We start from the raw sequence: 22,174 nt of genomic DNA on the forward strand, positions 1-22,174 counted from the left end.
ACCGGTTAGCCTAACCTAACTATGACGTCCGCGCCCCGCCGACCACTCACGACCGCCCAGCAGGCGCTCTGGTTCGCCCAGCAGCTCGACCCGGACAACCCGGTCTACACCTGCGCCCACTACGTCGATCTGCGCGGGCCGCTCGACGCCGACCGGCTGCTCGCGGCGATCGGCGCGGTCACGGCGGCCGCCGACGTGCTGACCACCCGGTTCGAGACCGACGGCGCCGACGTGTGGCAGGTCCCGGCGCCCGCCGTGCCGGTGCCCGTCATCGACCTGCGGGCGCACGCCGAGCCGGGCAAGCAGTCCGTGGACTGGATGCGCGCCGAGACCGCCCGCCCGCGCCCGCTGACCGGCGGCGACCTGGCCGGCCACGCGCTGCTGCTGCTCGGCGACGGGCACGCCCGGTGGTACCTGCGGGCGCACCACATCCTGCTCGACGGGTTCGGGTTCTCGCTGGTCACCGAGGCGGTCGCCGCCGCGTACGCCGCCCTGGGCCGCGGCGAGGACCCGGCGCCGCGGTTCGCGCCGCTGACCGACCTGCTCGCCGACGAGGCCGCGTACGAGCGGTCGCCGAAGGCCGCCGCCGACCGCGAGTTCTGGCTGGACCGCCTCACCGGGGCGGGCGACGTCGTGTCCCTCACCGACGGCACGGCCGCTCCCGGGCACGGGTACGTGCACGTCGGCGGCGAGCTGACGGCCGAGGCGAGCGACGCGGTCCGGGCGGCCGCCGAGCGCCTCGGCGTCACGTGGGCCGAGCTGGTCTTCGCCGCCACGGCGCTCTACGTGCACCGGATGACCGGCGCCGGCGACGTGGTGCTCGGGGTGCCCGTCGCCGGCCGGCTGGGCTCCGTGGCCGCCCGGGTGCCGTCGACCGTGGTCAACATCGTCCCGCTCCGGGTGCCCGTACCCCCCGATCTGGACCTTGCCGGGCTGGCCCGGCGGGTCCGCGACGAGCTGCGGCTGACGCGGCGCCACCGGCGCTACCGCTACGAGCGCCTGCAGCGCGACCTGGGCCTGGTCGGCAGCGGCCGGCGGCTGACCGGCCCGCAGGTCAACGTCAAGCCGTTCGACCGCGACCTGGACTTCGGCGACGTCGCCGGGCACACCCACTACCTGGCGACCGGCCCGGTGGACGACCTGGAGCTGAAGGCGGGCCTGACCCCGGACGGCCGCCTGGAGCTGGACGTCGACGCCAACCCGCGCCTGTACACCCGCGCGCAGGCCGCCGCGCACCGCGACCGCCTGATCCACCTGCTGACGACGCTGGCCGCCGCCGACCCGGCGACGCCCGCCGGCGACGTGCCGGTGACCACGCCCGCCGAGCTGACGCTCGTCACGCGCACGTGGAACGACACCGCGCACCCGGTGCCGGACGCGACCCTGGTCGACCTGCTGGAGTCCTTCCCGGCGGACGCCCCGGCCGTGCGCTTCGAGGGCGCCGAGCTGACGTACGCGCAGCTGCACCGCCGCGCGAACCGCCTCGCCCACCACCTGATCGCCCGCGGCGCGGGCCCGGGCGCGATGGTGGCGGTGGCGATGCCGCGCTCCGCCGACCTGGTGGTGGCGCTGCTCGGCGTGCTCAAGGCGGGCGCCGCGTACCTGCCGCTGGACCTGTCCTACCCGGCGGACCGGCTTGACTTCATGCTGGCCGACGCCGCCCCGGTCGCGGTGCTGCGGTCGCTGCCCCCGCTCGACGGCCTGCCGGACACGCCGCCCGCGGCACCGCTCACCCCGCAGGACCCGGCGTACGCCATCTACACCTCCGGCTCCACCGGCCGCCCCAAGGGCGTGCTCGTGCCGCACCGCGGCATCGTCAACCGGCTGCTGTGGATGCAGGCCGAGTACGGCCTGACCGGCGACGACCGGGTGCTGCAGAAGACCCCGTACGGCTTCGACGTGTCGGTGTGGGAGTTCTTCTGGCCGCTGATCACCGGCGCGACGCTGGTCGTGGCCCGCCCCGACGGCCACCGGGACCCGGCCTACCTGGCGGACGTGATCGTGCGCGAGCGCGTCACCACCGTGCACTTCGTCCCGTCGATGCTGCGCGCGTTCCTGCCGTCGGCGGGTGCGACGGGCACGGTGCTGCGCCGGGTGATCTGCAGCGGCGAGGAGCTGCCGGAGGACCTGGTCCGCCAGTTCCACCGCGAGGTCGGCGCGCCGCTGCACAACCTGTACGGCCCGACGGAGGCGTCAGTCGACGTGACGTTCTGGGAGTGCGCGCCCGACGCCCCGCCCGGCCCGGTCCCGATCGGCCGCCCGGTGTGGAACACCCGCCTGTACGTGCTCGACGCGGGCGGCCGCCCGGTGCCGCCGGGCGCGGTCGGCGAGCTGTTCATCGCCGGCACCCAGGTGGCGCTCGGCTACCTGAACCGCCCCGAGCTGACGGCGGAACGCTTCGTGCCCGACCCGTGGGGACCGCCCGGCGCGACCATGTACCGCACCGGCGACCTGGCCCGCTGGCGCGACGACGGCGCCCTCGACTTCCTCGGCCGCACCGACCATCAGGTGAAGATCCGCGGCTTCCGGGTGGAGCTGGGCGAGATCGAGGGAGCGCTGCTGGCCGACCCGGGCGTCACGGCCGCGGCGGTGGTGCCGTGGCCCGGCCGCGACGGCCTGCTCGTGGCGTACCTGGTCGGCGAGCCGGCTGGCGACCCGCGCGCCCGGCTCGCGGCGGCGCTGCCCGACCACATGGTGCCCGCCGCGTTCGTCGGCCTGCCCGCCCTGCCGCTGACGACCAGCGGCAAGCTGGACCGCCGGGCCCTGCCGGAGCCGCCGTCGGCGACCGCGTCCGGGGCGGCCCCGCGCACCCCGGTCGAGGAGACGCTGTGCGGCCTGTTCGCCGAGGCGCTCGGCGTCGACCGGGTCGGCGTCGACGACGGCTTCTTCGACCTGGGCGGCCACTCGCTGCTGGCGATGGTGCTGACCCGACGCATCCGCGACGTCCTCGGCGCCGACCTGCCGCTCGGCACGATCTTCACGTCGCCGACGCCCGCCCGGCTCGCCGCCGCCCTGCACTCCGGGTCGCCGTCGGCGCTGGACGTGCTGCTGCCGCTGCGGCCCGCCGACACCGGCCCGGCGCTGTTCGTAGTGCACCCGGCGGGCGGCCTGGCCTGGTGCTACTCCGGCCTGCTGCGGCACCTGCCGCCGTCGGTCGCCGTGTACGGGCTGCAGTCGCCGACGCTGTCCGACCCGGCGTACCGGCCGCCGTCGCTGTCGGCCCTGGCCGCCCGGTACGCCGACGAGATCCTGGCCGTGCGCCCGGCCGGCCCGGTGGCGCTGGCCGGCTGGTCGGTCGGCGGGGTGCTGGCGCACGAGGTGGCGGTGCGGCTGCGCGCGCGGGGCGTCGAGGTGCCGGTGCTGGCGCTGCTCGACGCGTACCCGGGCGACCAGTGGCGCGACCTGCCCGCCCCGGACGCCGCCGACGCGCTGCGCGCCCTGCTCACGATGGCCGGGCTGGACGAGTCCGCGGTCCCGGCGCTGACCCTGCCGGACGTGCTGGCCGTGCTGCGCGCGGGCGGCCACGCCCTGGCCGAGCTGGGCGAGCCGGTGCTGGCGTCCGTGGTGGACGTGGTGGTGGACAACGCCCGCCTGATGCGCGAGCACACGCACGCGGTGTTCGACGGCGGCGCGCTGTTCTTCACGGCGGCCCGCCCGCGCCCGGAGACGTGGCTGGACCGGCGCGGCTGGCAGCCGTACCTGACCGGCGAGCTGGTCAACCACGACCTGGACTGCCTGCACCCCGGCCTGGTGCGCCCGGCCGCCCTGTCGGTCATCGGCCGCGAGCTGACCGTCCGATGGGGACAGGCCATTGAAGGATGAGGCTTCAACCTTTAGGGTCGGTTTAGGCAACCCTAACCAAAGGAGCCCCTCCATGACCTCGCAGCGCTACGCCGGGCCCGTCTGGTCCCTGTTCCGCATCGTCGTCGGCCTGCTGTTCACCTGCCACGGCCTCGCCAGCCTGTTCGGCCTCTTCGGCGGCAACCGCGGCACCGGCGAGGCCATCCCCGTGGGCACCTGGCCCAACTGGTACGCCGCCGTCATCCAGCTCGTCTGCGGCGGCCTCGTCCTCATCGGACTGTTCGCCCGCCCCGCCGCGGTCCTCGCCTCCGGCTCCATGGCGTACGCCTACTTCGTCGTCCACCAGCAGAACGGCCTGCTCCCCATCGAGAACGGCGGCGTGACCGTCGCCCTGTACGCCTGGTCGTTCCTCGCCGTCGCGGTGCTGGGCGCCGGCCCGTGGTCCCTCGACGCCCTGCTGGCCCGGCGCCGCACCCCGGCCGCGAAGCAGGCGCCCGAACCGGCGCCCGCCACCGCCTGACGGACCCCGGCCGCGGGAACCAGCGCCGCTTCCCGCTACCCGGCCGCCCGGCCGATCAGCTGCTCGCTCGCCGCCCACAGCGCGTCGGCCCGCGCCGCCGAGACCCGCGCCGGGACCCGCAGCCGCCGGCACCCCGGCCCGTAGAACCCGCCGGGCAGCGACGCGTCGGTCGCCAGCCGCGCCGGCGTCGCCGCCGCCACCGCCGGGTCCGCGCCGAACCGCCGCTGCACCGCCGCCGCCACCGACCGCACCGCGCCGGGCACCCCGCGCGCGTCCCGGAACACCCCCGTCGCCACCAGGCCCGGAAACACACAGCTCACGGCATGCGGGGTACGGGCGGCCAGCGCCACGGCCAGCAGGTCGTTGGCGAACTGGGTGCGCCCCGACACCGCCAGGCCCCGCCCCACCGGTTCGCCCAGCCGGGACAGGTCCAGCGTGTCGCGGTATTTGCCCGCGTTCGCGACCAGCACGATCCGGCCCGCCGGGGCCAGCCGCGGCAACAGTCGGCCGACCAGCATGTGCCGCGACAGGTGGTTGAGGACCATCGCCCGGTCCAGGCCCTCCGCCGTCGGCTCCGCGACCGTCGACAGGCCACCCGCGCAGCACACGATCGCGTCGAGCGGACCGGGCACCGCCGCGGCCGCGCGCGCCGTGTCCGCCAGCAGCGACAGGTCGGCCCGGACGTCGCCCGCCCGGCCCACCGTCAGCACGTCGAGGCCCCGCCCGCGCAGCGCCGCCGCCACCGCCCCGCCGATGCCCGTGGACCCCGTCACCAGAATCGTCATGGCTCGACCGTAGGAACGGCCGGCGGGACAATCCATGGGTGTCCGTCCCGCAGAGCACACCGGACGTCCTGGGCGACGTGCTGCGCGAGCTGCGGTTCTCCAGCGCCGCGTACCGGTGGATCGAGCTGGGCCGGCCGTTCCGCATCGGCTTCGCCCAGCCCGGCGTCTGCGGCGTGCACATCATCGCCGAGGGCGCGTGCGAGCTGGTCACCGGCGGCGACGTCCAGCCGCTCGCCGCCGGCGACACGGTGCTCCTGCCGCGCGGCGACGCGCACGAGCTGCGGGCGGGCACCACCCGGCACCTGATCAGCGGGTACGAGCTGGCGGCGCGTACCACCGGGTCGCGGCTCAGCGGCGGCGGACCCGGCGCCCGGACGGTCGTGGTGTGCGGCGTGTTCCGGGCCGGCGAGCCCGCGCACCCGGCGCTGCGCGGCCTGCCCCGGGTGCTGACCGTGCCGGGCGCCGACGGCCGCAGCCCCGCCTGGCTCACCCCGTACGTCGAGGCGCTGCGCGCCGAGGCGTTCGAGGGCGGCCCCGGCAGCGACGTCGTGATGGCCCGGCTGTCGGACGCGCTGCTCGCCCGCGTCATCCGCCACCACGGCGAGGTCACCGACCGGCCCGGCTGGCTGGCCGGGCTGCGCGACCCGCACGTGGCGGCGGCGCTGGCCGCGCTGCACGGCGACCCGGCGCGGCCGTGGACGCTGGCGTCGCTCGCCGCCACCGTCGGCCTGTCCCGGACCCGGCTGGCGGCCCGGTTCACCGGCCGGGTCGGGCAGCCGCCGATGGCGTACCTGCTGGACCTGCGCATGCAGCGGGCCCGCACCCTGCTGCGCGACGAACGCCTGACGGTCGCCGCCGTCGCCGGCCGGGTCGGCTACACGTCCGACGTGGCGTTCGCGGCGGCGTTCCGCCGCGAGGTCGGCGCACCACCGGCGGCGTGGCGGCGCGCGCAGCCCTGACCGGCGCTATAGCCGGTCCGGGGTGGCCACCCCGAGCAGGTCCAGGCCGGTGCGCAGCGTGTCCGCGGCGAGCGTGCACAGCGCCAGCCGGTTCGCCCGCACGTCGGCGGGCGCCCGCAGCACCGGGCACGTCTCCACGAACGCCGTCACCGCCTGCGCCAGCCCCGACAGGTACCCGCAGAGCCGGTGCGGCTCGTACCCGGCGGCGACCTCGCCCAGCGCCGCCGCGAACCCGTCCAGCCGCAGGATCAGCCGCCGCTCCACGGGTTCCAGCGCCACCGGCGTCACGGCGGGCGTGGCGCCGGCCCGGCGCAGGATGGACCGCAGCCGGGCGTGCGCGAACTGCACGTACACCCCCGTGTCGCCGGTCAGCGCCACCATCCGGTCCACGTCGAACACGTAGTCCCGGGTCCGCCCGGTGGACAGGTCCGCGTACTTCACGGCGCCGATGCCGACCTGCCGCGCCCGCTCCGCCAGCTCCTCCCCGCCGAGTCCGGGGTTCTTGGCGGAGACGACGTCCCGGGCGGCGGCGACGGCCGCGTCGAGCAGGTCGGTGAGCCGCACCGTCTCGCCCGACCGGGTCCTGAACGGCCGCCCGTCGTCGCCGAGCACCGTCCCGAACGGCACGTGCACCGCCTGCCCGCCCAGCCACCCGGCCCGCCGCGCCGCCGCGAACACCTGCCGGAAGTGCAGCGCCTGCCGGGCGTCCACGACGTACAGGATCCGGTCGGCGCCCAGCACGCCCACCCGGTGCCGCAGGGCGGCCAGGTCGGTGGCGGCGTACCCGAACCCGCCGTCGCTCTTGCGCACGATCAGCGGCGACGCCTCCTCGCCGAACACGCACAGCGCCCCGTCGCTGACCACCGCGACGCCCGCCGCCTCCAGGTCCGCCGCCACCTGCGGCAACGCCGCGTTGTAGAAGCTCTCGCCCACCGCGTCGGCCGGCCGCAGCCGCACCCCGAGCCGGTCGTACACGTCGGTGAAATGCTCGAACGACGCCGCCACCAGCCGCCGCCACACGGCGACACTGGCCGGATCGCCCGCCTGCAACGCCACCACCCGCCGCCGCGACCGCTCCGCGAACGCCGTGTCCGCCTCGAACAGCGCCCGCGCCGCCCGGTAGTCGCCGTCGCCGCGCTCGTGCAGAAACTGGATCAGCATCCCGAACTGGGTGCCCCAGTCGCCGATGTGGTTCTGCCGCAGCACCGTCCCGCCGAGGTGCTCCAGCACCCGCACCAGCGCGTCCCCGATGATCGTCGACCGCAGGTGCCCGACGTGCATCTCCTTGGCGATGTTGGGCTGCGAGTAGTCCACGACGGTCGTCGTCCCGGCCTCCGGCAGCCCCACCCCGAGCCGCCCGTCGGCGAGCCGCAGCGCCACCTGCCCCCGCAAGACGTCCTCGGGCACGGTGAGATTCACGAACCCGGGCCCGGCCGCCACCGCCCCGGGAATCCGTCCCGCCACCACCCCGGCCAGCCGCTGCGGATCCTCCCCCCGCCGGCGCGCCAGCGCCAGCAACCCGTCGGCCTGCAGATCAGCCCGCCCGGACGACCGGACGGCGGGCTCGACCAGGCCGGGGACGGCGGCCCGCAGGGCACGGTCGAAGGACTCGGCGATCGAGGGTACGGACACGGCGACGCGCTCCAGACAGGGTTCGACGACAGGGGTACGGGCGGGGTCAGCGGCCCTGTCGTCGTCGCGTCACGCCGGTCACGCTAGCGGCCTGCCGGTGGCCGGGCGTACCGAATATCGGCCTGCCCTGGGCCGTCCGGGTCAGGGTTTGCGGTACACCGAGATGTGGTCGCGGCTGTCCGGCCCGAACGGCGCCCGGTCCCAGCTCGCGTACCGGGCCTCCAGCCGCAACCCGGCCTGGGCGGCGAGCGCGTCGATCTGGTCCGGCCAGCGGTAGTGCATGCCGAAGGGCTGGAGGCGGACGCCGCCGTCGGTGAACGTCACGGTCTGGCGGACGAACGTCTGGGCCTGCCGGTCGTACCTGTGCAGGCGGATGGTGACTGACTCCTCGGTGACGTCGCGGATCTGCACCTGCTGTTCTTCGCGGTCCATGTCGGCCGGGTCGGGCACGTACGCCTCGACGACGAAGGCGCCGCCGGGGGCGAGGACGCGGGCGACGTTGCGGAAGCAGTCCTCCTGCCGGCCCTCGCCGGTGAGGTTGAACAGGGTGTTGAAGACCAGGTAGACCAGCGGGTACGGGCCGTCGACGGCGACGTCGGCCATGTCGCCGACCACGACGGGCAGGTCGGCGCCGCCGGGCTTGGCGCGCAGCAGGTCGATCATGTCCTGGGACGCCTCGATGCCCTCGACGGCGACGCCGCGCCGGGTGAGGGGCAGGGCGACGCGGCCGCTGCCGATGGCGAGTTCCAGGGCCGGGCCGGCGCCCGCGAGGCCGGCGAGGAAGTCGGCGGCGGGCTCGGGGTCGGGGTTGCCGGGGTGGTCGTAGGTGGCGGCCCACTGGCGGCCGAACAGGGCGGGGTCATCCAGCAGCGACATGTCCGTCACCACATCAGACGCCCGCGGCGCCCGGCAATCGATGAGCCGTCGGCGGACGGGGTGCCGGCGTCGCGGATCGCCTGCCGGACCTCGTCGGACGGCACCTGGTGGTTGCGGTACGCCTCGGCGGCGGCGCGCTCGGCGGCGGCGAGGCGGCGTTCCCGTTCGGCGTGTTCGGCGGCGCCGGGCTCGTGGTCGGCCATGGCGTCGTGCACCTCGGCGCTCCGGTCGGCGGTGCGGGCCACCGCGTCGGCCAGGCCGGCCAGGCGCTCGAAGCTGTCCGCCGCCCGCTGGGTGGCCGGCTCGCGCCGTTCGTCGTCTGCCATGACCGGCGCATTCCCCGATTTCGCGGGGTCCACGCGTGCTAGCGCCTGCGGCGGGCGTACCGCAGGCCGTAGTAGGCGATGACGCCGACGACGAGCGCCACGCCGATGGCCTGCAGGCCCGGGGAGTCGTCGGACTCCCCGTACACGACGGCGGCGGCGCCGACCGCGACCGCGACCAGCGCGGCGAGGGCGATGAGGTACTTCACGGGCTCTCCCCTCCGGGGCCGGCGTCCTGGTCGTCGACCCATTCCAGCAGGTCACCGGGCTGGCAGCCGAGCACCCGGCACATCGCTTCCAGGGTGCTGAACCGGACCGCCTTCGCACGGCCGTTCTTCAGCACCGCCACGTTCGCCGGCGTGAGGCCGACCCGTTCGGCGAACTCTCCCACGCTCATCTTGCGCCGGGCCAGCTCGACGTCGATGCGCACGACGATGGGCATCAGATCACCGCTTGCATGTCGGTCCGCAGGGTCGTGGCCTGCCGCAGCAAAGCGCGCATCACGACCATGAGCAGCCCGAGCACGGCGACGCCGACGAGCGCGAGGAACAGCAGCAGCGGCAGGCCGGGGTCCGGCCACCTGATCACGACGGTGAGGAACACGCCCAACAGCATCACCCAGGCGGCGCCGATCGCCCAGACGATGGCGTTGACCCAGCCCAGCGAGGCGTCGCTAAAGATGGTGTCGTTCGCGACGAGGGTCAGCAGCCGCCAGATGGACACGATGACCACCTGCACGCACAGCAGGCCGGCGATCGACCCGGCGGTCATCAGCAACCGCACGCCGGCGAAGTCGGCGGACCGCTCGGCGAGCCGCGCGAACTCGCCCGGCAGCCACGCCGCCTGGAACCCGACCAGGATCACGAACAGCAGCACGAGGAACACCTTGAGGACGGCCACCACCCGCTGCTCCGTGATCACCGATCGAGTCTCACTCGCATCCTATCGACTGTCAATAGACACGACCGGGTACGGGTAGGCGCCCGCCGAACGGGTAGCCCTACGGCTCAAGGACACGCCGCACCGAGCTCCGGGAGGGCCCCGTGAACGCCGCAGACCTCGAGGCCATGACGACAGACCAGCTGCACGAGCACGCCCGCAGCCGCGGCATCCTGGGCGCGGACAGCATCGGCCGCGACGAGCTCATCGCCGTCCTCACCGACACCGCCATGACCCGCTCCGAGGAACGCCTGGTCGCGAGCACCGAACTGTACGAGATCGGCCGCGTCCGGCTCAGCAAGCGCGTCATCACCGAGGACGTGCAGATCACCGTCCCGCTGCGCCGCGAGGAGATCCTCGTCGAACGCATCCCGATCACCGAGGCGAGCACCCCGCCGGTCGAGGACCCGGACGTCTTCGGCGACCCGGCCGTCTTCACCCGCGATCAGGGCGGCGTCATCTACGAGGTGACCCTGCACCAGGAACGCCCGCTCGTCACCACGGAGATCGTCCCGATGGAACGGGTGCGGCTGACGAAGGTCGTCCACACCGACGAGCGGATGGTCGTCGGCGAGGTGCGCAAGGAACGCCTCGAGGTCGAACTGCCGGGCGAACGCCCTCGCCCCGTCGACTGACGCGGCTACGGGTACGGCAGGAACGGCATGAGCGTCGCCCGGTGGTCGTCGATGTAGCGGGACGGGTCGGCGTCCAGGACCGACGACAGGGCGGTGGCGACGACGTCCCGGAAGTCGGTGGTCGCCTTGAGGTCGCCGTCGTCCAGGTCGGTCAGGCTCGGCTGCTCGCCGTAGAAGCCGCCCGCCACGTGGTGGCCGAGGACGAACACCGGCCCGGCCGTCCCGTGGTCGGTGCCGTCCGAGGCGTTGGCGCGCACCCGGCGGCCGAACTCGCTGTAGACGACCACCGCGACCCGCCGGCCGGCCTCGGTCTTCGCCATCCGGTCGGCGAACGCGGTGAGCGCGCCGTCGAGCTCGCCGAGCAGCATCTCCTGGCCGTCCAGCTCGTCGGCGTGGGTGTCGAAGCCGCCGAGGCTGACCGAGTAGACTCGGGTCGGCACGCCGGCCTCGACGCACCGGGCGACGAGGGACAGCTGGGCGCCGAGCGCGTTGTCGCCGCCGGTGCCGGTGGCCGTGCTCATCGGCATGTCGGCGCCGATGGCCGGCGCCGGGTCGGGGCCCGCGACGACCTCGCCCATGCGCAGCAGGTCGGCGTACGCGACGGCGGCCCGGGCCTGCATCTCCGTGTCCCCGGGGGACGGCCGGCCGAGCGCGGTGACGACGGCGGGGTCGATCCACGACGGCAGCGCCAGGCCGGTGTAGCTGACGCAGGCGCCGATGCGATGCCGGCCGACGAGCAGCGGCGGCAGCACGGGCTCGAAGCTGACCGCCGCCTCCACCCCGGCGCCGGTGCCGTCCAGCCAGCGGCCCACCCAGCCGGTGGTGGCCGGGGCGGCCGGGGCGGCGGTCTGCCAGATGTCCATCGACCGGAAGTGGCTGCGGTCCGGCCGGGGGTACCCGACGCCGAGCACGACGGCGAGGCGCCGGTCGTCCCAGAGCCGCTTGAAGCCGCGCAGCTTCGGGTTGAGGCCCAGCGCGTCGTCCAGCCGGAGCACCGTCTCGGGCGCGTACGCCAGCTCGGGCCGCGCCGAGTGGTACGCCGGGTCGGCGTACGGGATCACCGTGTTGAGCCCGTCGTTGCCGCCGTAGAGGGTGACCAGCACCAGCGTGCTCGCCCTGTCCCCGGCGGGCTCCGGCCCCGGCCGGTCCGCGGTCTGCAGCAGCTCCGCCAGGCCCAGGGCGCCCGCGCCCATCGCCAGGGCGCCCGCGCCGGCGACGCCCGAGGCGATCAGGAACCTGCGCCGCGTCGTGAGGTCCATGTCAGGTCACCACGTATTCGGGGCTCACCAGGCCGAGGGCCAGCATGAGCCGGGGGTTCGACGCCGTGCGCAGCACGGCGAGGGTGCGGTCGGACCAGCCGTCCACACAGAGCAGCCCCGCCACCTGCTCCGGGGTCAGGCCGCGGGTCTCCACCAGGCCCGCGAGCTTGCCGGCGACGGCGAGGCGCAGCTGCGCGGCGGCCGACGTCAGCCACGCCGCGCCCGACGTCCACCCGCCGACGCTCGGCGGCCGGAACGGCCGCTGGCCCAGCCCCGCCATGTGCTGCAGGACCGACGTGAACGTCTCGGGCGGCATCGCGGACGGGCGCAGGCCCAGCTGCCGCATCGCGCCGACCAGCCACTCGACGGGCTGCTTGGCCATGGTGCCCCGGGTAGCGGCGAACGCGGGCGAGGCCAGCATGGCCCGCAGCATCGCCGTCGGCGACGGGAACGCCGCCACCATCGCGTCCCGGACGCCGGCCGGCAGGGGCTGCGCCGACGACGCGTACCGGAACCACATCCGCGACGCGATGAACCCGGGGCAGCCGGGCTGGTCGAGCACGAGGGTGACCAGCGACGACGCGTCGAACCGGCCGGTCGCGCCGAGGATCGTCTTGACGCCGCCGTCGTGCAGCTCGCGCCGGAACACCAGCCGCTCGTTGCGGCGGTCGAGCTGCCAGCCGGTGAGCGCCCGCCCGGCCTGCTTGACGTCCGCCTCGCCGTACCGTCCGATGCCGAGCAGGAACAGCTCGAGCAGCTCGCGGCCCAGGTTCTCGTTGGGGGCGGCCCGGGTGTTCAGCTGACCGTCCAGCCAGTACACCAGCGCGGGGTCGACGATCATGCGGTGCGCCATGTCGCGGATATCGCGGGCGGTGCGCATGGTCAGGTGCTGCCGGAGCATCAGCTGCGGGCTCTTGACCTTGTCGATCGAGGTGGCCCAGTGGCCGTGCCAGAAGAAGTGCAGCTTCTCCAGGGCCTGCTGGTTGGCGACGGTCATCCGGTCCAGCCACCACCGGCTGATCAGCTCCGTCTGCCGGGCCCGCTGCCGGTCGGCGGCCGCGCGCCGGGCCGCCGACGGGTTCGGCTCGGCCGCGTACGGGTCCGGCCCCAGGTCCGGCACAGGCGCCCGGCCTGCCCCGACGTCGGGCCCGGGCGGGTCGAGCAGGCCGGCCAGCGTGCCCGCGTACCCCGTCTGCCGGGCGGCCGTCAGCTCCGCCGCGGTGGGGCCGAAGCCCGCACGCCGAAGCAGGAGCGCGACGTCGTCGGTCATCACCGAAACATAGGCGAGAGTCGGTGCGCGCGTGAGCCCGCTCCCCGTCGTCGGGTATGCGAGGGCGCTTCGCACTCCTGTAGCATCGCCGCTTGCGCCGCGGGGACGGCGTGGTCGAATCCGGGGAGCTGTGCGATGACGGTGGGAGCGTCTCCTTCGGATCATCGCCCGCTGAACGTCCTGCACGTGAGCCACACCGCGCACCGCGGCGGCGCCGAGCTCGCCCTGGCCCGCCTGCTGTCCGCCGCGCCGGCGTGGACCGCCTCGGTCGTCAGCCCCGCCGACGGGGACGCCTTCGCGGGACTGGCCGGCCACGGCGTCGGCCTCGACCCCCGCCTGCCCGGCCTGCCGACCGGCGGCACCCGCAGCCGCAACCCGGCGCTGGCCGCGCGCTACCTGGCCGCCCTGCGGGCCGGCGCCGCCGCGTTGCGCCGCAGCGAACGGTTCCGCGCGGCCGACGTGCTGCACGCCAACACCGCCGCCGCGGCGATCGTCAGCGCCCTCGCCAACCGGTCGGCGCGCAAGCCGCTCGTCGTGCACCTGCGTGACCTGGTGACGCCCGAGAGCCTGGGCCGCTTCGGGCACGCGGCGTTCACCCGGCTCGGCCTGCGGCACGCCCACGGCGTCATCGCCAACTCCGCGTCGACGCTGCGGTCCGCCGCCGGCCAGCACGGCTCCGATGTGCCCGGTGCGGTCATCCAGAGCCCGGCCGGCATCACCCGCCGGGTCGCCGAGCCCGCCACCCGGCCGGCGGTGCGCCGCGTCGGCATGGTCGGCCGGCTCCAGCACTGGAAGGGCCAGCACGTCTTCCTGGACGCGTTCGCCACGGCGTTCGCCGGCACGGACGTCGAGGCGCACCTCGCCGGCGCGCCCCTGTTCGGTGAGGAGGCGTACCTGCGGGGCCTGCACCGGCAGGCGGCGGCGCTGGGGATCGCCGGGCAGGTGCGGTTCCACGGCCACGTCGACGACGTCGCCGCCTTCGTCGAGTCGGTCGACGTCCTGGTGCACGCCTCGATCCGGCCCGAGCCGCTGGGCCAGACCGTCCTGCAGGGACTCGCGTACGGCCGGCCGGTCGTGGCGACGGACGGCGGCGGGCCCGCCGAGTGGATCACCCCGGGCGTCAACGGCCTGCTCGTCGCCCCGGACCGGCCGGACGAGCTGGCCGCGGCGCTGCGGTCGCTGGCCGGGTCGGCCGAGCTGCGCGCCGCCCTGGCGGCGGGGGCCGCCCGTACGCCCGGCGTCCGCACCGACGCCGAGTGCGCCGCCGCGCACGCCGACTTCTTCCGCCGGGTGTGGAGCGCGCAGCGATGACGACCGGCACCCCGGCGCCCCGCGTCGCCTACGTCCTGCTGCACGAGCCGCGGTACAGCGAAACCTTCATCACCTCGGAGATCCGGGCCGTCCGCGACGCCGGGGCCGTCGTCGAGGTCTTCGCCGCCCGCGGCGGCGCGGGCCGCCTCGGCGAGGCCGGGCAGGTCGCCGCCGCCGCGCTGCGCCACCCGGTGCGGCTGGTGCGGCACCTGCGTGCGCTCGGCCTGTCGGACCTGCCGCGCGCGGTCCTCGCCGCCGCCTTCGCCGTCCGGCTGTCGCGCCGGGTCGCCGCCTTCCGGCCGGACGTCGTGCACACGCACTTCGTCAACCTGCCCACGGCGGTCGCCGCCCTGGTCGCCCGCGAGCTGGGCCGGCCCGCCACTGCGCTGGCCCACGCCGCCGACTTCCTCCTCGACACCGACCCCGCCGGGCTGGACCGCCGGCTGCGGCTGCTGTCGCACCTGTTCGTCATCTCGGACGCGGCCGCCCGGCAGCTGACCGAGCGGGGCGCCGACCTGCGCCGGATCCCGCACTCGGTCGTCCGGGCCGCGTTCGACGGCGCGCAGCACGACCGGGCCGCGCGGCCGGCGGGCGGCGCCACGACGCTCGTCACGGTGGCGCGCCTGATCGCCAAGAAGGGCGTCGACACCGCCGTCGACGCGGTGGCCCGGCTCGCCGCCGCCGGCGTGGACGTCCGCTACGAGGTGTACGGCGACGGCCCGCTGCTCGACGACCTGCGGCGCCGCGCCGACCGGGGCGGCGTGGCCGGCCGGGTGCGCTTCCACGGGGCGGTGCCGCACGAGGTGGCGACGCGGGCGCTGGCCGCCGCGGACGTCGCCGTGCTGCCCTGCCGGCGCGCCCCCGACGGCGACCTGGACGGCATCCCGGTGTTCCTGATGGAGGCGGCGAGCCGCGGCGTCCCCGTCGTCACCACGGCCGTCTCCGGCATCCCCGAGCTGGTGGGCGCCGACGGCGGCTGGCTGGTGCCGCCGGACGACCCCGCCGCCCTGGCCGCCGCGATCCGGGAGATCACCGCCGACCCCGCCGCGCAGGACCGGCGCACCCGGATGCTGCGGGCCCGCATCCAGGACGAGTTCTCGCCCGCGTTGCAGGCGCAGCGGCTGCTGCGGCACTGGCGGGCCCTGTGCGGGGACACGCCGGCGTGGCACTGACCATCGTCTCCACCTTCTTCCCGCTCCCCCAGGACCGGGGAGACCCGGTGCGCGTCCTCATGCTGCTGCGGGCCGTCGCCGCCGTCCGCGGGTACACGCTGCTCGCGGTGCGCCGGCCGGAGACCACCGACGCCGAGGTCGAGCAGCTGCGCGGGCTGCTGCCCGGGGTGGAGGTCCGGGACCACCGGGCCACCCCGTACCGGCTGAACCGGCTCGGGCCGCTCGGGCGCCACCAGGAGGCGCTGCTGGCCGGCCTGCCCGCCTGGGTCCGCACCCGGTACAGCGGCACCCTGCACGCCGACCTGGCGGGCCGCGGCGGCGCCGCCGTCGCGATCGGCGAGGCGGCCGCCGCCTACTTCCCCGGCACCACGCTCGACTGGCACTGGGACAAGGCGAACGTGCTCGCGGCCAGCACCCGGCAGGACGCCGCGGAGGCGACGACCGCCCCGCACCGCCTGCGGGCGCGGTTCCTGACCGCGGTGTCCACCCGCTTCGAGGGCACCGCCCTGGCCCGCTGCCGGACGGTGTCGGTGACCAGCGCCGACGAGGACGCCCGGCTGCTGGCGGCGCACGGCCGGCGGGCCGACTTCGTCGTGCCGAGCTGCGTGCCGCTGCCCGACGGCCACCGGCCGCGCCCCGTGCCGCGCCGGCTGGTCTGGCTCAGCAGCTTCTCGTACCGGTCGAACCTGCTCGGGCTGCTGCGCTTCCTCGACGAGGGGTGGCCGGCGCTGCGGGCGGCCGGGCACACCCTGGCCCTGGTCGGCTCCGGCCTCACCGGCGACGTCCGGGCGCGGCTGGCGGCGTACGACGGCCTGGAGGTGCTGGGGTTCGCCGACGACCTGCGGCCGGTGCTGGCCAGCGCCCGGGCCGGGGTCGTGCCACTGTGGAGCGGCGCCGGCGTGAAGCTCAAGACACTGACGCTGCTCGCGCACTCCGTGCCCGTCTTCAGCACCCCGGTCGGCGCCGAGGGGGTGCCGCCCACCGACGCGGTGGCCGTGGCGGACACCCCGGCGGCGATGGCGCGGCAGATCCTCGACACGTCCGGCGCCGAGCTGGACCGGCGCGCCGCGGTCGCGCACCGGCTGGTCGCGGAGCAGTTCTCGGCGGCCCGCTTCGGCAGCGCCATGATCGGGGCGCTGGCGCGGCACGGCTACCTCGATCCCGACGGCACCCGCGCGGGCAGCTGATGTCCGCCCGCAGGCTGGTCTCGGCGTCCGCGGCGAACCTGCTGATCCCGATCAGCGGGCTGCTCGTCAGCCCGTTCCTGTCCCGCGAGCTGGGCCCGGACGGCCGCGGCCTGTACGCCGCGCTGACCCTGCCGATCGTGATCTGCGGCTGGTTCGGCACCTTCGGGCTGCAGGACTCGCTGAGCTACCACCTGCGCCACCACCGGCTGACCCGGTGGACCGCCGCCAAGGTGAGCCTCGCCGCGACCGTGCCGCTCGGCCTGGTCGGCGTGGGCGTGCTGGTGCCGGCGGGCCTGGTCGTCGTGCCCCCCGACCACTATCGCGAGTTCGTGCTGCTCAGCCTGCTGGCGCCGCTGCACATCCTGGCCAACCTGTTCATCGGCGTGCTCACCGGGTCGTCGGACATCACCGGGCTGAACCTGGTCAAGGTCGTCCCCGCGCTGCTGCGCACGGCCGTGGTCATCGCCGCCTGCCTGCTGTTCGACCTCAGCGCGTACGCCGCCGCCGGGCTGTTCCTCGCCTCGCTGAGCCTGGCCGTCGTCGTCGGCCTGGTCCGGCTCCGCCGCCGCCCCGCGCCGGAGGCGGAGCCGGTCGAAGGAGCGCCCGTGCGGTCGCTGGTCCGGTACTCGCTGGTCTGCCTGCCGGGCGTGCTGGCCGCCATCTCCAGCGCCCGCCTCGACCAGATGATCGGGGCGCCCGTCATCGGCCTGGAGCAGCTCGGCTACTACGCCGTCGCGGTCAGCGTCGCCGAGATCCCGATGGTGGTCGCCACGGCGGCGCGCAGCGTGCTCATGGGCCGGCCGGACACCGGTGACCCGCGCCGCAGCGCGGCCCCGGGCCGGCTGGCGGTCGCCGGGTCCGTCGTCGTCTGCGGGCTGCTGGCCGCCGCAGCGCCGGTCGCGGTGCCGCTGGTGTTCGGTGCGCCGTTCGCCCCGGCGGTGCGGCCCACCGTCATCCTGTGCCTGGCCACGGTGCTGTTCACCGCCATGGTCATCCTCAGTGCCGCGCTGCTGGCCGACGGCCGCGCCGGCGCCTCGTCCCGGGCCCTGGTGACCGGCAGCGTCGTGTCGATCGGGCTGCTGTTCCTGCTGGCCCGCTGGGGTGCGGTGGGCGCCGCGTGCGCCAGCCTCGCCGGTTACGCGGTGTCGGCGGCGATGTGCGCCGCGGCGGTCCGCCGGATGGCGGGCCCGTGGAGCGTGCGGATGCTGACGGTGCTCTACCGCGACGACGTCGCGGCCCTGCGGGCCCGGCTGCGCCGCAAGCGGGGCGGCACCCCGGACGAGCCGCCCACCGAGGTCCTCGCCCGGCCCGCTCAGGGGCGCGCGCCCGCCACCGGCCACCGGCGCCCGGAGAGCGTCGCCGACCGCGTCGCCGCCGCCGTGGCCCGCTGGACCGGCGACGGCCTCGCCACGGCGGCCGTGAGCCTGCTGTTCGTGCTCGCCTGGCTGCGGCTGCAGCTGCCCCAGCTCATCCAGCTGTTCAGCACGGGCCGGCCGGAGTTCAACTCCCGCGAGGACGTGGCCCCGCCGGTGAGCGAGCTGCTCGGCGACGCGCTCAGCCTCGGGTTCCTGCTGGTGGCGGCGGCGCTGGCCGTCCGCGGCGTGCTGCGCCGGGAGCGGGCGGGGCTGCCCTGGCTCGCCCTCGCGCTCGCCCCGCTGCTGGCGCTGGAGGTGGCCGGGGTCGTCGGCGGCCGCATGCCGGGGCTGGTCTCGGTCGCGCTGCCGCTGGCCGCCGTGGCGGTCTGGCTGCAGCCGCCGCGGCGCGACGTGCTCGGCACGGCCGGCGTCCTCGGCGGGATCACGGCGGCGGTGTCCATGCTGCTCGCGGTGGTGTGGCCCGAGGTCGGGATGCTGACCGGCGACAGCGCGGGCGCGAAGGCGGTGTTCCTGGGCGGGCTGCTCGCCGGCCCGTTCCTGCACTCCAACGTGCTGGGCATCGTCCTGGCGCTGAGCCTGCCGTTCGTCTTCTGCGTCCGCCGCGTGCTGGTGCGGCGCGCCGCCCTCGTGCTGATCCTCGCCGCCCTGTTCTGGACCGGGTCGCGGACCGCGCAGTTCGCCGGCGCGGCCGTGCTCGGCACGTACGCGCTGGTGCGGCTGTCGCGCACCTGGCGCCGGCTGCAGGGCGACCGCCGCGCGTGGGGCCGCACCCAGCAGCTCCTGCTGGCCGCCCCGGCCGCGGCCGGGGTGGTGCTGCTGGTCCTCACGCCGCTGCTGACCACCGACCCGGCGGCGTTCACGCGGCGGGGCCAGATCTGGGAGGCGCTGCTGGACCGGTTCGCCGACCGGCCGGTGCTCGGCCACGGCCCGGACCTGTTCCAGGACCCCGGCCTGGCGGCCGACCTGGGTGGACAGTTCGGGCACGCGCACAACGGCCTGGTGCAGTTCCTCGTCACCGGCGGCGTGTGCGCGACCGTCCTGTTCGCCGTCCTGGCCGCGGTGGTGTGGCGCGGAGCGGTGCGCGCGGCCCGCGACGGCTGGCTGCCCGGCGCGCTGTTCCTCGTCGCGCTCGCCTGGACCTCCTGGCTGGAGGCCTCGCACCTCGCCACCACCCTGGCCGGGTACCTGGCCTGGCTGCCGCTGTTCGTACTGGCCCGGCTCGCGTACGACACCGCGGCCGATCCGGCGGCGCGGGCCGGCGCCGCTCAGAAGATGAGCGTGTCCCGCAGGTAGTTCGCCACCCGGCGCACGGTGTTCGCCTTGTCGGGGTGCGCCGTCATCCGCAGGACCAGCTGCCGATCGATCGTGCCGGCGGCGCCGCTGCGGTAGTACGCGACGACCACCAGCCCGTACATGGTGCGGCCGTCGACCTGGACGGCGTTGCTCTCGACGATGAACGAGCTGGGACCCGCCTTCGACCACCGCAGCCCCCACGCCTCCTCGGCCCGGCGCATCTCCGCCTGGCGCTGGCCGTGGCACGGCTGGGCGCAGTCCCGGACGATCAGCTCGCCGCCGGCCTCGACGTCGCCGGCCGGCGACATGCCGCACGTGTACTTGGCGAAGCCCGGCGACTGACCGGCCGGGGCGCACTTCCAGTCGTGCGGCACCTTGACGGTGAAGCCGAGGCCGGGGAGGTCCGTGAGGGTGCTGATGTTGTCGGACGGCACGAACGACACCCACTGCCGGGGCCACTCGCCCGCCTTCGGCGGCTCCGCGCCCGGCTGGGACGGCGGCGCGGCGGGCAGCGCCACGGTGGCGGGCGCCGACGGGACGCCGGTGGGGCCGGGCGTCGGCGCCACCACCGGGTCGTCGCCGCCGGGGAGGAACCGCCACACGACGAGCCCGCCCACGGCGAGCAGCACGACGACGAGCGCGCCGATGCCCACGAGCAGGCCGGTGCGGCGCTTGGGCGGCGGCGACGGCGGGATGCGCCGCGCGAACGGCGACTGGTCCGGCGGGCCCGAGACCTGGAACATGTCCGGCGCCGCGGCCCACTGCTGGTCCGGCGGGGCGGACGACTGCCGCGGGTCCGGCGCCGCGGACGTCGGCTCCGGCCACGCCAGGGCGCCGTCACCCGGCCCCGCCGGCGAGGACGGGAAGGACGACGGCTCCGCCGCGGGGTCGCCCGACACGGGCTGGTAGTCCATGCCCAGCCGGCGGAACACGCCCTCCGCGCCGGGACCGGCCGACGGCACGTACGCCACCCACGGCGCGGGCGCCGCGAAGTCGGCCGCGTGGTACGGGATGCTGCCGCCCTCGGGCCCGGCCATCGCGGCCGCGGTCGATGCGAACCCGTCGCGCCACTGCGGGTCGACGGCGACCCGCGGGTCGAGCGTGGCGACGGTGAGACCGCGGCCCAGCTCGTCGGTGGCCCACCAGACGGTGCCCACCTGGCACGAGCCGAGCGCCCGGACGACGCGGTACGGACCGACCGACTGCATTCCCGTGCCTCCCCCGAAAACTTCTCGGGTGTGGATAGTAGTGGCCGTGCGCCCGTGCCCACCGCCCCGCCCGGCGCCGCCCGCACGGGGCAGCGCGCCACTGCCTGCCCCGATACGATCCCGGCCGTGAAGGATCTCCGGGTGCGCATGAGGACGGTCACGGTCGCCGCCGTCGCGGCGACGGCAGTCGTGACGGCTCTGGCGGGCGGCGTCGCCCGGCCCCGGCAGGCACACGCCGACGCGCCGTTCCCGTTCACCCTGGAGTCCGCGGCGTCCCAGCCGGCGACGGGCACGCCGGTGCCGCCGTCCGGCCGGCACGCGGCGCTGGTGCGCAACACGAGCGTCGCGACCACCACGGTCGAGGGCTCCGGCCGGGTCGTCATCGGCGCGACCGGCTCGCACTGCGAGGGCTGGCCGAAGCTGCGCGTCACCGTGGACGGCACGGTCCTCGGCACCGTCTCGGTCGAGCACCCGACGCAGTACGGCGCCCACACCGTCGGTCCCGCGGTGGGCCCCGGCCGGCACACCGTCCGCATCGCGTTCGTCAACGACCACATGACGAAGACCTGCGACCGCAACGCCTTCGTCGCGTCGGCGCAGCTGGAGTACCCGCCGTCGGCCGAGTTCGGCTCGGCCGTGTTCCTCACCAACAGCCGGATCGCCGCGCTGAAGGAGCGGGTGGCCGCCGGCACGCAACCGACCCGGGCCGGATGGAACGCCCTGCTGGCGGCCGCGGACAAGGACCTGGACCGTGAGCCGACCGTGCCCGGGACGTGGCTGGTGCCCTGGTACTACGACGACCCGGCCGGCCACAACGCGATGCTCGGGATGCTGCGCGGCCAGGCCAACGCCGCCTACCGGCTCGCCCTGGTCCACCGCATCACGGGCGACGAGCGCTACGCCGCCGCGGCCGCACGGCAGATCACCACGTGGATCGACGGGGTCCGCACGTACAGCACCGCGGAGGACTCCACGCTGGCGTTCTCGAACTCGTTCCCGCTGATGACGTTCGCGGCGCACCTGCTGAGGTCGTCGCCGTCCTTCCCGGCCGCCACCCAGGAGGCGTTCGCGCAGTTCCTCCGCACCCGGGCGCTCGGCATGAGCACGATGAGCCACCAGAACAACTGGGGCAACTGGGGCCTGGTGCTGGAGGTCTCGACGGCCGCCTACCTCGGTGACCGCATGCTGTTCGACCGCGCCGCCACCCGGTGGAAGCAGTTCGTCGAGCAGCAGATCGCCGCCGACGGCCACCTTCCGCTGGAGGTCCACCGGGCCGACGGCCTGTCCGGCATCCTCTACTCCAACTTCGCGCTGCACCCGCAGACCCTGGCCGCCGAGATCATGCGCGCCAACGGCCTCGACCTGTACGACTACCGCGCGCCGAACGGCCGCACCCTCCGGCTGGCCTTCGACCGCATCGCCGGCTGGGTGCACGACCCGGCGACGTACCCGTACCGGAAGGACCCGGCCGCGACCCCGAACTACATGTACAACGTCGGCTACTGGGAGGTGCTGCACATGCGCTGGCCCAACCCGGCCGCCGGCGCGGTGCTCGCGTCGCGCCGCCCGGTCAAGGACGACCCGATGTCGATCGGCATGACGTTCACCCACGGCGGCCTGCTCTGAGC

At 75.8% G+C, this 22,174-nt stretch carries 19 protein-coding genes; 9 read left to right on the forward strand and 10 right to left on the reverse strand.

Annotated features, from left to right (window positions below; all coding sequences use genetic code 11):
* The first annotated feature begins 21 nt into the window (after nucleotides 1–21).
* Together Sya03_RS08885 and Sya03_RS08890 are read left to right on the forward strand one after the other, a co-directional pair.
* Nucleotides 22–3,822 carry a non-ribosomal peptide synthetase gene (locus Sya03_RS08885; RefSeq protein WP_203937732.1) on the forward strand — a complete coding sequence of 1,267 codons (3,801 nt, stop codon included), beginning with the start codon at nucleotides 22–24 and terminating at the stop codon, nucleotides 3,820–3,822.
* A gap of 52 nt (nucleotides 3,823–3,874) precedes the next feature.
* A complete protein-coding gene (locus Sya03_RS08890) occupies nucleotides 3,875–4,321 on the forward strand; it encodes a DoxX family protein (protein ID WP_203937733.1) in 447 nt (148 codons plus the stop codon).
* Between the two features lie 35 nt (nucleotides 4,322–4,356).
* Here the strand turns inward: Sya03_RS08890 and Sya03_RS08895 are convergent, their stop codons facing one another.
* Nucleotides 4,357–5,106, reverse strand: coding sequence for a Rossmann-fold NAD(P)-binding domain-containing protein (locus tag Sya03_RS08895; RefSeq protein WP_203937734.1), 750 nt, complete (start codon nucleotides 5,104–5,106; stop codon nucleotides 4,357–4,359).
* 38 nt (nucleotides 5,107–5,144) lie between these two features.
* Here Sya03_RS08895 and Sya03_RS08900 point away from each other — a divergent pair, with 38 nt between their 5' ends.
* The gene (locus tag Sya03_RS08900) at nucleotides 5,145–6,065 is read left to right on the forward strand and encodes an AraC family transcriptional regulator (protein ID WP_203937735.1); all 921 of its coding nucleotides are present in this window, start codon (nucleotides 5,145–5,147) and stop codon (nucleotides 6,063–6,065) included.
* 6 nt (nucleotides 6,066–6,071) lie between these two features.
* Here the strand turns inward: Sya03_RS08900 and argS are convergent, their stop codons facing one another.
* The 6 genes from argS to Sya03_RS08930 all read right to left on the reverse strand — a co-directional run bounded on the left by argS (nucleotide 6,072) and on the right by Sya03_RS08930 (nucleotide 9,817).
* Nucleotides 6,072–7,697 (reverse strand): arginine--tRNA ligase, encoded by a 1,626-nt coding sequence (gene argS, locus Sya03_RS08905; protein WP_203937736.1) that lies wholly within the window; start codon nucleotides 7,695–7,697, stop codon nucleotides 6,072–6,074.
* A gap of 141 nt (nucleotides 7,698–7,838) precedes the next feature.
* On the reverse strand, nucleotides 7,839–8,573 hold the full coding sequence (locus Sya03_RS08910; RefSeq protein WP_203937737.1) for a class I SAM-dependent methyltransferase: 735 nt from the start codon (nucleotides 8,571–8,573) through the stop codon (nucleotides 7,839–7,841).
* Between the two features lie 5 nt (nucleotides 8,574–8,578).
* Complete coding sequence (locus tag Sya03_RS08915) at nucleotides 8,579–8,899, reverse strand: hypothetical protein (protein WP_203937738.1); 321 nt, start codon at nucleotides 8,897–8,899, stop codon at nucleotides 8,579–8,581.
* 38 nt (nucleotides 8,900–8,937) lie between these two features.
* A complete protein-coding gene (locus tag Sya03_RS08920; RefSeq protein ID WP_203937739.1) occupies nucleotides 8,938–9,105 on the reverse strand; it encodes a hypothetical protein in 168 nt (55 codons plus the stop codon).
* A complete protein-coding gene (locus Sya03_RS08925; protein ID WP_203937740.1) occupies nucleotides 9,102–9,338 on the reverse strand; it encodes a helix-turn-helix domain-containing protein in 237 nt (78 codons plus the stop codon). The genes Sya03_RS08920 and Sya03_RS08925 overlap by 4 nt, the downstream gene beginning before the upstream one ends.
* The gene (locus Sya03_RS08930) at nucleotides 9,338–9,817 is read right to left on the reverse strand and encodes a DUF2975 domain-containing protein (RefSeq protein ID WP_203937741.1); all 480 of its coding nucleotides are present in this window, start codon (nucleotides 9,815–9,817) and stop codon (nucleotides 9,338–9,340) included. Before Sya03_RS08930 ends, Sya03_RS08925 begins: the two co-directional genes overlap by 1 nt.
* 122 nt (nucleotides 9,818–9,939) lie before the next feature.
* Here Sya03_RS08930 and Sya03_RS08935 point away from each other — a divergent pair, with 122 nt between their 5' ends.
* The gene (locus Sya03_RS08935) at nucleotides 9,940–10,470 is read left to right on the forward strand and encodes a YsnF/AvaK domain-containing protein (RefSeq protein ID WP_203937742.1); all 531 of its coding nucleotides are present in this window, start codon (nucleotides 9,940–9,942) and stop codon (nucleotides 10,468–10,470) included.
* Between the two features lie 5 nt (nucleotides 10,471–10,475).
* Here Sya03_RS08935 and Sya03_RS08940 read toward each other — a convergent pair whose 3' ends face one another.
* Nucleotides 10,476–11,729 (reverse strand): DUF1501 domain-containing protein, encoded by a 1,254-nt coding sequence (locus tag Sya03_RS08940; RefSeq protein ID WP_203937743.1) that lies wholly within the window; start codon nucleotides 11,727–11,729, stop codon nucleotides 10,476–10,478.
* Nucleotide 11,730: 1 nt separating this feature from the next.
* Nucleotides 11,731–12,999 (reverse strand): DUF1800 domain-containing protein, encoded by a 1,269-nt coding sequence (locus tag Sya03_RS08945; RefSeq protein ID WP_203937744.1) that lies wholly within the window; start codon nucleotides 12,997–12,999, stop codon nucleotides 11,731–11,733.
* 186 nt (nucleotides 13,000–13,185) lie between these two features.
* Here Sya03_RS08945 and Sya03_RS08950 point away from each other — a divergent pair, with 186 nt between their 5' ends.
* Genes Sya03_RS08950 through Sya03_RS08965 form a run of 4 tightly spaced genes read left to right on the forward strand, consistent with a single transcriptional unit; the run spans nucleotide 13,186 to nucleotide 19,338 of the window.
* Nucleotides 13,186–14,310, forward strand: a complete 1,125-nt coding sequence (locus Sya03_RS08950; RefSeq protein ID WP_203937745.1) for a glycosyltransferase — start codon at nucleotides 13,186–13,188, stop codon at nucleotides 14,308–14,310.
* Entirely contained in the window at nucleotides 14,307–15,482 is a 1,176-nt protein-coding gene (locus Sya03_RS08955) for a glycosyltransferase (protein WP_203937746.1), read from the forward strand. The genes Sya03_RS08950 and Sya03_RS08955 overlap by 4 nt, the downstream gene beginning before the upstream one ends.
* Complete coding sequence (locus Sya03_RS08960; protein WP_203937747.1) at nucleotides 15,473–16,669, forward strand: glycosyltransferase; 1,197 nt, start codon at nucleotides 15,473–15,475, stop codon at nucleotides 16,667–16,669. The genes Sya03_RS08955 and Sya03_RS08960 overlap by 10 nt, the downstream gene beginning before the upstream one ends.
* Nucleotides 16,669–19,338 (forward strand): O-antigen ligase family protein, encoded by a 2,670-nt coding sequence (locus Sya03_RS08965; protein ID WP_203937748.1) that lies wholly within the window; start codon nucleotides 16,669–16,671, stop codon nucleotides 19,336–19,338. Before Sya03_RS08960 ends, Sya03_RS08965 begins: the two co-directional genes overlap by 1 nt.
* Here Sya03_RS08965 and Sya03_RS08970 read toward each other — a convergent pair.
* Nucleotides 19,311–20,546 carry a hypothetical protein gene (locus tag Sya03_RS08970; protein ID WP_203937749.1) on the reverse strand — a complete coding sequence of 412 codons (1,236 nt, stop codon included), beginning with the start codon at nucleotides 20,544–20,546 and terminating at the stop codon, nucleotides 19,311–19,313. The two genes, Sya03_RS08965 and Sya03_RS08970, sit on opposite strands and share 28 nt — an antisense overlap.
* 126 nt (nucleotides 20,547–20,672) lie before the next feature.
* Here Sya03_RS08970 and Sya03_RS08975 point away from each other — a divergent pair, with 126 nt between their 5' ends.
* Complete coding sequence (locus Sya03_RS08975) at nucleotides 20,673–22,172, forward strand: alginate lyase family protein (RefSeq protein ID WP_203937750.1); 1,500 nt, start codon at nucleotides 20,673–20,675, stop codon at nucleotides 22,170–22,172.
* Nucleotides 22,173–22,174 lie beyond the last annotated feature (2 nt).

The organism is Spirilliplanes yamanashiensis, assembly GCF_016863475.1.
Taxonomy (GTDB): domain Bacteria; phylum Actinomycetota; class Actinomycetes; order Mycobacteriales; family Micromonosporaceae; genus Spirilliplanes; species Spirilliplanes yamanashiensis.